Source organism: Mucilaginibacter aureus, from assembly GCF_053514885.1.
Map to the genome: position 1 here is coordinate 4915387 of NZ_CP170601.1, position 10706 is coordinate 4926092.

Sequence of the window (10706 nt, forward strand, 5' to 3'; positions counted from 1 at the left end):
GTATATTTTAAATGAAAAAAAATTACAACCTACTGTTAATACGCTCTCGCTCTGTTTTTCTTTTTTTATTTGATGCTACAAGTGTAATATATATTTTATACCGAATGGTATTTTTAATGTCAAATTTTTTATTGCTTTAAATTATCTACCAGCATAGCTACTGTTTTCAGTACCTCATCTAAATTAGCCGGCTGATTGGTTACTCTCGCTATCATAATACCACCTTCTATTAAAGCGATCATCGACAGCGCCACATTATTGGCGTCTATATTACTTTTAAATTCGCCCGCGTTTACACCACCCTGTATCAGGTTGATGATACTTTTTTGCCAACGCAAAACAGCTTTGGCAGCCCTGTCTTTCAACTGGTTATTAGTATCATCAGCCTCTACGGCAGTATTGAGTATTGGGCAACCGCCTTCGGGGAAAGGACCACGTTTAAAGCTATGGTATACCTGGGCGTAAACTATCAACTTGTCGCGATAGGTTATAGCACTTGTCATTCTCTGCAAAATTATCTTGCGCAGCTTTTCAAGGTTATAGTCAAAAGCGGCAAGGGCAACTTCTTCCTTGTTTTCGAAATTACCGTATATACTTCCTTTGGTTAGCCCGGTAGCCTCTGTGAGATCGGACATAGAGGTACCCACGTACCCTTTAGTGTTAAATATATTAGCTGTTGTTTCAATGATGAACTGACGCGTCCGTTCCGACTTTGATTGTAACTTACTCATATACAAATATACCAAATGGTATTATGTAACACAATAAATTATTTTGTTTTACATTGGTTTGATTTTTTAAATTTAGCTGATGCAACCCATCATCCGACAAGCAACTATAGCAGATATGCAAGCCATACTAGATATCTACAACGATGCCATCATCAATACCACGGCCGTGTATCAATATCAAACCCATACGCTGGCTATGCGGCTGGAATGGTTTGAGGATAAGGTAAAAAAGGATATTCCTGTTTGGGTAGCCGTAATTAACGGACACATTACTGGGTTCGCATCATACGGCCCGTTCAGGGCATGGCAGGCTTACAAATATACCATCGAGCATTCGGTTTATGTACATCCCCGCTACCGCCGGCAAGGTATAGCTAAAAAACTTTTACAGGTGTTGATAGATTATGTAGCAACCAAGCAAATACATAGTATTATAGCCGGTATTGATGCCGATAATGCCGGCAGTATTAACCTGCATCTGCAATTTGGGTTCGAAGAAACAGCACATTTTAAGCAAGTAGGCTATAAATTCGGCAAATGGCTCGACCTTAAATTCTTTCAATTGATCTTACCAAACGACCTTCAACCTCACGACGATTAAATCTATAAACCATGACCAATTATCCCAGCCAGCAATCACCAAAAACGATGCTAAAAACTATCCCGCTAATACATTTGGGCTTGTTAGGAGGGCAAGTGCTGTTTGCAATCGTAACGCTTGTTATAACACCTGGCAGTACATTTAACATTAAATTTATTAACGATCCGTATCTGTATACAATTCCGATGATGGCTGTTATCTCTTCCCTAAGCACTGTATTGTACAAGCAATTACTTACCACGGCCATAAATAAGCCAACGGTTCAGCAAAAAGTTACAGGTTATCAAACAGCAATGATCGCCAGATTGGCGATGTTAGAGGGTGCTTCTCTTTTCGGGATCGTCGTGTACCAGCTTACAGCAAACTTGTTATATCTCGTTGTTTCGGGGATAATTATCCTATTCTTCATCGTTATCCGGCCTACAAGAGATAAAATAGAAACCGATCTGAATTTAGATTACCAGGATAAAGCAGAACTAGATAACGACGGAATAAGTAACGAGCAGAAATATTGAGGCTGTTACCGCTTTATAAATTTATCCTTCAATATCCGTTTCATCACCTCGTCGTTATAATTAGAGCTCATGGTTATTTTGTTTTCGCCAAGGTGTAAAACATTGCCCTCAATGGTGTTGATGCGGCCCATGTTAACGATATAGCTTTTGTGCACCTGCACAAATTTTTCGGGTGGTAATTGCTCTAAAATACCCTTAATAGTTAAATAAACTACAAGTTTCTCCTGTGTGGTATAAAGTGTAACATAATTGGCCATAGCCTCAACATAAAGCAAATCGTTATACAGTACGCGCTTTATCTTCCCATCGCATTTCACGTAAAAATATTCGTCGCTTGATTTTTCAACAGGGTCAGGTTTCTGTTTCAACGTTTTAAGTTCTAAAGCTTTCTGACTTGCTTTGATGAAACGTTCAAGCGAAAAAGGCTTCACCAGATAATCAATCACAGCCATTTCAAAACCTTCCAGTGCGTATTGACCATATGCGGTGGTCATGATCACCATGGGTAAATTAGCCGACGATCTTAAAAACTCCATACCGCTCATCTTCGGCATGTTAATATCCAGAAAGATCAGGTCGGTAGGTTGGCTATTGATCACGCTAATGGCCTTAAGCGGGTTTTCGGCTATCCCAACTAAACTCAAAAAATCGGTTTCCTCAATATATTCCTGCAACAACTTGCGGGCTATCGGCTCATCATCAATTATAACGCAATTTAAAACCATAAATTCATCAGGGTTAACTCAACAGTATAATCATCTTCGCTTTCGTTGATCTTCAGGCTATGCTTTTCAGGATAAAGCAGTTCCAACCGGCGTTTAGTGTTGGCAATCCCCAATCCCGACGCCCCATTGGAACCGTTGATGAACGAATCCTTGGTGTTGAATATCTTAAAATACAAATTGCCATCGTTAAACCGGAGTTTAATGTCAATTATGTTTTCGCGGCCTTCATTAAAACCAACATATTTAAAAGCATTCTCAATAAAATTGATAAAGATCAATGGCGATACTGTGATATTACCGCTTATCTCATCGGCACAAAATGATACTTGAATACGCTCGTCTATTCGGCTTTTTTGCAGCGCAATGTAATTGCGCATGTAATTGATCTCTCTATCCAGTTCAATTTGTTCAACATTGCATTCATACAACTGGTAACGCAACATATCCGAAAATACGAGCAGCATCTCGCGTGCAGGCTTATTGGTTTTGTCGATGTGTGCGTAGATAGAATTAATAGAGTTAAACAAAAAGTGCGGGTTAAACTGCGCCCTTAAAAAATTAAGTTCATTATCAGCCCTTTCTTTCTCGATCTGCTCGATATATCGCTGCGAGCTTATCTTTTCGGTTATTAGCCTGGTAACCAATATCAGTACTACCCAAAAAAGGATATTGATAAACGAATCTGAAAATACCTTGTACGGGTTAAATTGATCAACATTTACTTTAAACAAATACCTACTGATCAAAAACGATACAGGCACCCGCAGTAACGCGCCCGCCAATATCCCGGCCAAAAAACAAAACCCAAAAGCCACATATCTTTTACGGTTAAGCAATGCCGGTACCGTAAAAAGCGAATTATAATAGTAATTACCTGCTATAAATATGAGGTAACAGAATTGTATGGTTAGCGCATGAGTGAGCACCAGTGTGCCATTCCTGAAAATAAAGATCCAGAAAAGGTAGGCCAGCAGCCAAAAGCCAAGGTGATATATTAACTTATTACTTTTCAAAAACACCGTTCAATATTTCGCTAAGATAATCATTTGGGTTCTGCTCCGTCTGGAAATGCCTGGCCTTTGTGGCAGGTGGTACATTGTACAATTAAGCCTGGGTCGCCCAGTTTAGGGTGTTTGTTTTTTAACCATCTTTTGTTCAGATCAATCGTCATTCGCATCATGGTACGCGTTATTTCTTTTTCGGGCTTCGCATCGCTTGCAAAATCCAACCCGTGGCCATCTTTGTTATTTGCATGGCAAAAACCGCAGCTAACACCTATGCCATCTTCAAAGTCGTCGGCCATAATACTTTGCAGGTCTTTTGAACTGATATCTTTTGGCAAAACTTTTAAATTAGTATAAAGTGGCTTATCAGCAGGTTTCTTGTCATCGGCCGTTTTTTTAATAGTTGCCGCTGTTGTAATACTTACAATAGCGGCAAGGCCTCCGATAACACAAATTTTTTTGTTGATTTTCATCCTGTTTGTATTAAGCTTTCTTTGCGATTACATTGATCATTACTTCCAGTTCATCCGATACGGTACTTGTACCACCTACTCCAAAATCCTTTCTGTTCATCTTAAACGAGCCTTTAAAAACAAAGCCGTCCCCGCCCGGCGTAGCCTCAAACGGGAACTTTATTGGCTTCGTCTTCCCTTTTATGATGAGCTGGCCGTTAAATAAGTAGGTCGCGCTCTTTACGTTGGTGATCTGTGTTGATTTGAGCCTGATGCGTGGATAATTCTTCACGTCAAAAAAACTATCGCCTTTTAAATGTTCATCCCGCATACTGTTATCGGTATTAACGGTACCAGCGGATACCGTAACATCAAAATTGCTTGCAGTTGGGTTTTGAGGGTTGAAATTAATCGTTCCCTCAAAACCGTTAAAACTGCCATTTACATCAAATCCCAGATTTTTAATAGTAAACTTCAGGGTCGATCCCTGCTCTGCCGGTTTATACTGCGCATGGCTTATTTTAGCTGCGCAGATCACCAGCAGTATTATTATCAACTTTTTCATTTGTAATATTATTTATCAGCTATAACTAATGGTGTATCGGTAATAGCCAGGGCATGGTCATGTTCAACATAATTTACGCTGGTTAAACCTAAGTAGCTGCGCAGTTTCTCGGCAGGTACTTTCATTGGACCCGGCGAAGGTGCTGCACCCGGTGCAGGTTGCGGGAAAGCGGTCGAGTTTGCAGTGTGGAAAGTGATATTGCCCTCAATCTTTTGAATGGTTTGATGGATGTGACCGTTCAGTACAGAAACCGATCCGAAGCGTTTTAGTAAAGCTAATGCCTGTGCACTGTCATCAGTACCCCAGCCCCATTGTGGATAAATGGCCCAAAGTGGTATGTGTGCAAAAACTACTATAGGCGTGCTGTTTGACAATGGTTTCAAATCGGCCTCTAACCATTTAAGCTGGGCAGCACCAATATAACCTAAACCGCCGTCAACGTGGTTAGTTACATTGTTTAAACCTATAAAATGTACACCATGCGAATCAAAGCTATACCAGCCATCGCCTAAGGTGCCTTTGCCAAAACGCTCCATGTATAATTTACCATTGTCGGTAACGTCATGTTCGCCCGGTACGTAAAATATCTTTTCGGTTTTAACGCTTTTTAGCGATTGATCTAAAGTATCAAATTCATCAGCTTGGGCAAGGTGGGTTAAATCACCGGTGTGCAGCACAAACGATGGCGTTACCGGCATATTATTGATCTTTGATATAGCAGCATTTAACGTACCAACCACATCAGGATTAGCGGCTTTATTAAAACCGATGTGGCTGTCGCTGATCTGCGCAAAGCTAAAATCGGCCTTAGGTATTACAAGGCCCTTTTTAAGCGCACCAGTTGATTTATCGATCATCTGGCTCATGCCAAATGATTTTAATATACCGCCCGACATCATCCAGATCACTCCGGTACCCGCCCAGGCCATACATTCTAAAAACCCCCGACGGTCAATGCCGTCATTATTGATCCCCGGCGCAGTGTTGTCTTCAGGCTGAAAATTGTCTTCCATAGCTTTATCTTTTAAGTGATTAAATTGAATTACACCACTAAAAAAGATAAAGAGCGGCCCCGCCCGAATTATTTTACATGAAGCACCGAAAATACTTGACGAAATATGGTTTACAGAATCAGGCGGCTATTGAATTTTTAATTTAAAGGAGAATTTTGAACCCACACCCTCTTTGCTTTCGACATTGATCGTACTATCATGATAGCGAAGTATTTCTGAAACAAGATAAAGACCTATGCCAAATCCTGAAATGGTTTTTATTTCTTCGTTTTTTACCCTGTAAAATCTCTGAAAAAGATTTTCTTGATCTGCAGCCTTGATACCTATGCCATTATCAATTACAGAAACCTCAACTATATCATTATTTTTTTCGCATGTAACTAAAATTTCACCTCCTTTAGGCGAATACTTTATCGCGTTGCTTACCAGGTTCATCAGCACCTGCCCTATTTTATCCTGGTCGGCATTAACCATCACACCGGCACAATGCGACGTTTTTATAGTATGGAGTGATGTAAAATACTGGGCATCACCAGCTATTTCTTCTATCAGTGCATCTAAACTAAAACGTGTTTTATTAATCTCTATCTTTCCCTCTTCTAATTTTGCCAGGCTTAAAAAATCCTGTATCATGGCCGTCATCTTTTTAGTCTGGATGTCGGCCCTTGTTAAAGCATTAGTTCTAAAAGGGTCTTCTTCACCTTTAGATTTGAGTAATAAAACCTGGATGTATGATCGCAGTGACGTAAGCGGCGTTTTCAATTCATGACTCACCATGGCTATAAAATCATTTTTCCGTATTTCCTCCTGCTTTTTTTCGGTGATGTCGCGGGCAATTTTCGAAAGGCCGATGATATTGTCCTTCGAGTCGCGCATTGGTGAAATAGTTAGCGATACATCAATTAATTCGCCATTTTTTTTCAACCTTCGGGTTTCAAAATGTTCTACACGTTCTCCTCTGGCTAATCGCGATAAAATTTCAACCTCCTCATGTTGCCTATCAGGTGGGATGATCTTCAGTATCGATTGACCTATCATTTCCTCCGCCTCATACCCAAAAGTTCGTTCTGCTGATTGATTCCAACTGGTGATGATCCCTTCGAGGGTTTTACTCACAATGGCATCGTCTGATGAATCGACTATTGCAGCAAGTTTGGCATTCTTTTCTTCTGCAATTTTAGCATCCGTAATATCTATCACGGTACCGATAAAACGTTCGGCCTGTGATTTATTATTAAAATGCACCTTCCCTTTTGCTCTTATCCATCTTACACTTCCATTATCAAAACGGGTAATACGATAGGTCGCATCATAGTCACCGTTACCGGTTGGGTCCATCGCTTTCTCAACCTCCCTATTTACAAAATCGTGATCTTCCGGATAAATGTGCGCAGCAAATACCTGCATATTAATTTTCATATCATCCGGAGCGCCATAGATATTTCTGCATTTGTCAGACCAGGTTAAAACACCTTCGAGGGGGTGATAATCCCATGTACCCAAACTGGTAGAATCCATTGCCATCTGCAACCTGGCCTCGCGCTCTTCCAACTCCAATTCACGCTGCTCGTAACGGGCGAGTTTTTCCTGTAATTCTTTTAACTTTTCAATAGAGGGAAGAGGATTTTGCATGTTTTATTTAATGTTCTCGAGCGCATAAAATTAATAATTGCAATTACAATACAGACAGGTGACTAAATTGTTTAGTTATATGTTTTTTTCGTAAAAAGCATTCTCTGATGGATTTATCTTTTTGTTTATTACTATAGGTGTTGGGTATAAATTGGATTTCCTAAAAGTAAATAAATCCTCAATTTTCTTATCAATATTTATATTTATTAACGATACAGCTTCTGTATTTTTATTTATTCTCTGTTTTTTTTATCTTCACGCTAACTTTACCATTCGCAATTAGCTATGAAAACAATATTTACCAGGGCATCCCTTTGCCTTATTGTCATAATTTTGTTCGGCGTAAAAGTTTCGGCGGTATCTATTACCTCTTTTACTCCAAGGATAGGCGTTCCGGGTACTTTAATAACCATAACCGGCACCGATCTAAGCAACCCTACGAGCTTTTCTATTGGTGGTAAACCAGCTATTATCATATCAAATACCGGGACAAAATTAGTAGGAATGATCATGCCGGGAGCACGATCAGGGAACATAACTATAATCAATGCACACGGCTCCGCTGTAAGCGCTACCAATTTTATGCTCGTTGTTACGCCCGATCCGGGAGGCTCGCAAGGCACCAAGTTAACGGGCCGGGACACAGCTGGCGCAGCTGCACAAGGTGTAAGTGTTGCATATAGTTCAACCGGTTATACATCAATTGTGGGCGGCAATACCGATAGTGCAAAAATTGGCGCAGCCTGGGTATACGCTTCAGGCGGTACGCAACAAGGCACTAAATTAGTAGGCACCAACGCAATCGGGCAATCGGCACAGGGTACTTCTGTTGCAATCAGCGCCGATGGTAATACAGCTATTGTTGGTGGTCCTGGCGATAACAACAGCCAGGGTGCAGTGTGGGTGTTTACCCGTACCAATACCACCTGGACACAACAGGGCCCCAAGCTAACTATCACTACTGCAAATCCTGTAAAGTTAGGTATTTCGGTTTCCTTAAGTGCCGACGGCAATACCTTTGTTGCCGAAGCTTCGGGCGATAACAACGGCGCGGGCGGGGCTTACGTATTTGTACGCAATAACGGAATATGGAGCCGGCAGGGCGGCATGCTGGCAGCTACCGGTTCGGCAGCAGGCGCACCCGATGAGCAACGCGTGGCCATAAGCGCCGATGGCAATACTTTTATTATGGGTGCACATACCTCAACCGCCGGAACGGGGTCTGCCTGGATATTTACACGTAATAATGGTACCTGGTTGCAGCAAGCGGCTCCATTGTTTGGTACAGGGTCAATAAGTAGCCCCAACCAAGGCAGCTCTGTTGCCTTAAGCGCCGATGGCAATATAGCCGCGGTTGGTGGTTTTACCGATAATAATCAAACAGGGGCAGTGTGGATATTTAAAAATGATACAACGGCCCACGTATGGAAACAAATGGGATATAAAATAGTAAGTGTTGATACCATAGGTAAAGCTAAGCAGGGTTGCTCTGTAAGCCTAAACGCCGATGGTACAGTATTGCTGTTTGGCGGTCTGACTAATGATAGCAATACTGGTTTGGCACGGTTATATATCCGTAGAGATAGCATCTGGACCCCTTTTCCAGTACCGTTAAGTTTCGTAGATGCAGTAAAAGGTTCGTATGCAGGCAATTCGGTAGCGCTTAGCGCCGATGGGATCAATTCTATCGTTGGTGGTTTTGGTCACGATGCAGGGCACGGCATTGCCTGGCTGGCTGGCGGCATTGGCGGTAGCGGCGGTAGCGGCGGCTCACCGTGTGCCTTACCCGGTGTTAATACAGCAGCTGCTACTGCCATCACATCTGATGGGGCTACTTTAAATGGCTCTGTTAGTGCTGTTAACACTTTGCCAACGTCTGTAGTTTTTGAGTTTGCTACCTTATCCGATATGTCGAACTCCGTCGTTGCCGAACCGAACACCGGCACCACTCCCTTATTGGGCAATAGTTCGTTTAGCGCAGTATTAAACAAGCAATTAAAACCGGCAACTACCTATTATTTCCGTATAGTTGCTGCAAATTACTGCACAGAGATAACCTACGGTAATATTATGCAATTTACTACACCTGCCGATGCGCCAGGCAGTGGGCTTTCTGTACAAACTATACCAACAGCTTTTAGCCCTAACAATGACGGCATAAACGACAAATGGGATATTCCTTTTTTAAGTAAATATCCAAATTGCTCTGTTAAAATTTTCAATCGTGGCGGCCAGGTTGTCTTCGCATCAACAGGCTACACCACATCCTGGGATGGCCGTTTTAAAAACAGCGATCTGCCATCTGGAGCTTATTTTTATATAATAGATCTTAAAAACAATCAAAACTCGATATCGGGTGCAGTTAATTTGGTCAAGTAAATGAATAAACGTTTACTATCCCTCCTGCTACTGTTTCCCGTTAAATTATTTGCTCAGCAATTACCGCAATATACCCAATACACATTTAACGAATTATTAATCAACCCGGCCGTTGCCGGTATTGAAACCTATTGGGATATCAAAACCGGTTATCGCAGTCAATGGACAGGTTTGCAGAGCGCCCCAACTACCGGGTACTTCACGGTAAGTATCCCGTTAAATAAAGAGTTTACCGAAGGCAATTATGGCCAGATCATCCGGAATACCGATAATCCTATAGGCCGGACCGATCGGGATAGCTATCAGGCTTCATTTAACCATGGCGGCATTAGCCTTAGTTTGGTGGGTGATAAATCAGGCGCGTTCAATCAAACGCATTTTAACACAGGCTATGCTTATCACCTTATGGTTAATGATCAGTTTAACCTGGCTGTGGGCGCCTCGGTTGGTTTCAATAATATTAGCTTAAATGTTAGCCAGCTGACATTTAATAATCCTATCGATCCGGCGGTTAGCCAGGGTGGTAACGGCCAGTTTAAACCCGATGCCGCAGTAGGAATGTGGGGCTATGGCCCTGCGTTTTTTATTGGTGCATCAGCACAGCAACTCATCCCCCAAGATCTTAGTTTTAACAGCAAGCCATCTGGCAATCAAAGTAAAATACCTACCCAATACTTCTTTACTTTAGGTTTTAAGGTATACCCTTCTGATGATGTAACGTTGTTGCCATCGGTGGTTGTTAACCCGTCCGCCAATACCCCAATTAATTTGGATGTAAATGTTAAGATAGCTTTCCGTGATATATTTTGGTTTGGCGGGGCATATCGAAAAAATGATGCCATAACAAGCAGTGTGGGTTTTAACATTGGCGCACTGTTTACTGTTGGCTACGCTTACGATTATTCAATATCCGATTTAAGTGCTGTAAACAAAGGCACACATGAAATTATGTTAGGAGTACTTTTGCATAATAAGTACAACGTAACAACCGCGCGCCACACCTGGTAGTGCCTAATGAAATTAGCATCTTCAATTTGAGCTGTCGGATAATATCCTACAATTGCTTGCATATATACTATAACAACCAAG

At 41.6% G+C, this 10706-nt stretch carries 11 protein-coding genes; 4 read left to right on the forward strand and 7 right to left on the reverse strand.

Annotated features, from left to right (window positions below; translation table 11 throughout):
- Positions 1-128: 128 nt before the first annotated feature.
- On the reverse strand, positions 129-731 hold the full coding sequence (locus ACFGVR_RS21025; RefSeq protein WP_448699510.1) for a TetR/AcrR family transcriptional regulator: 603 nt from the start codon (positions 729-731) through the stop codon (positions 129-131).
- Positions 732-810: 79 nt separating this feature from the next.
- Here ACFGVR_RS21025 and ACFGVR_RS21030 point away from each other — a divergent pair, with 79 nt between their 5' ends.
- Together ACFGVR_RS21030 and ACFGVR_RS21035 are read left to right on the forward strand one after the other, a co-directional pair.
- Complete coding sequence (locus ACFGVR_RS21030) at positions 811-1332, forward strand: N-acetyltransferase family protein (RefSeq protein WP_448699511.1); 522 nt, start codon at positions 811-813, stop codon at positions 1330-1332.
- A gap of 11 nt (positions 1333-1343) precedes the next feature.
- A complete protein-coding gene (locus ACFGVR_RS21035) occupies positions 1344-1847 on the forward strand; it encodes a hypothetical protein (RefSeq protein ID WP_448699512.1) in 504 nt (167 codons plus the stop codon).
- A gap of 5 nt (positions 1848-1852) precedes the next feature.
- On the opposite strand, the gene ACFGVR_RS21040 is transcribed toward ACFGVR_RS21035, so the two are convergent.
- From ACFGVR_RS21040 to ACFGVR_RS21065, 6 genes are all read right to left on the reverse strand, one after another.
- A complete protein-coding gene (locus tag ACFGVR_RS21040; RefSeq protein ID WP_448699513.1) occupies positions 1853-2572 on the reverse strand; it encodes a LytR/AlgR family response regulator transcription factor in 720 nt (239 codons plus the stop codon).
- Positions 2563-3585, reverse strand: a complete 1023-nt coding sequence (locus ACFGVR_RS21045; RefSeq protein WP_448699514.1) for a sensor histidine kinase — start codon at positions 3583-3585, stop codon at positions 2563-2565. The genes ACFGVR_RS21040 and ACFGVR_RS21045 overlap by 10 nt, the downstream gene beginning before the upstream one ends.
- A gap of 29 nt (positions 3586-3614) precedes the next feature.
- Positions 3615-4049 carry a c-type cytochrome gene (locus tag ACFGVR_RS21050; protein ID WP_448699516.1) on the reverse strand — a complete coding sequence of 145 codons (435 nt, stop codon included), beginning with the start codon at positions 4047-4049 and terminating at the stop codon, positions 3615-3617.
- Between the two features lie 10 nt (positions 4050-4059).
- Positions 4060-4593, reverse strand: a complete 534-nt coding sequence (locus ACFGVR_RS21055; RefSeq protein ID WP_448699518.1) for a YceI family protein — start codon at positions 4591-4593, stop codon at positions 4060-4062.
- Positions 4594-4601: 8 nt separating this feature from the next.
- Entirely contained in the window at positions 4602-5606 is a 1005-nt protein-coding gene (locus ACFGVR_RS21060) for a metallophosphoesterase family protein (RefSeq protein ID WP_448699519.1), read from the reverse strand.
- Between the two features lie 126 nt (positions 5607-5732).
- The gene (locus ACFGVR_RS21065) at positions 5733-7238 is read right to left on the reverse strand and encodes a PAS domain S-box protein (RefSeq protein WP_448699520.1); all 1506 of its coding nucleotides are present in this window, start codon (positions 7236-7238) and stop codon (positions 5733-5735) included.
- Between the two features lie 285 nt (positions 7239-7523).
- Here ACFGVR_RS21065 and ACFGVR_RS21070 point away from each other — a divergent pair, with 285 nt between their 5' ends.
- Positions 7524-9617: a T9SS type B sorting domain-containing protein gene (locus tag ACFGVR_RS21070; protein ID WP_448699521.1), complete on the forward strand. Its 2094-nt coding sequence runs from the start codon at positions 7524-7526 to the stop codon at positions 9615-9617.
- On the forward strand, positions 9618-10625 hold the full coding sequence (locus tag ACFGVR_RS21075) for a PorP/SprF family type IX secretion system membrane protein (protein ID WP_448699523.1): 1008 nt from the start codon (positions 9618-9620) through the stop codon (positions 10623-10625).
- Positions 10626-10706 lie beyond the last annotated feature (81 nt).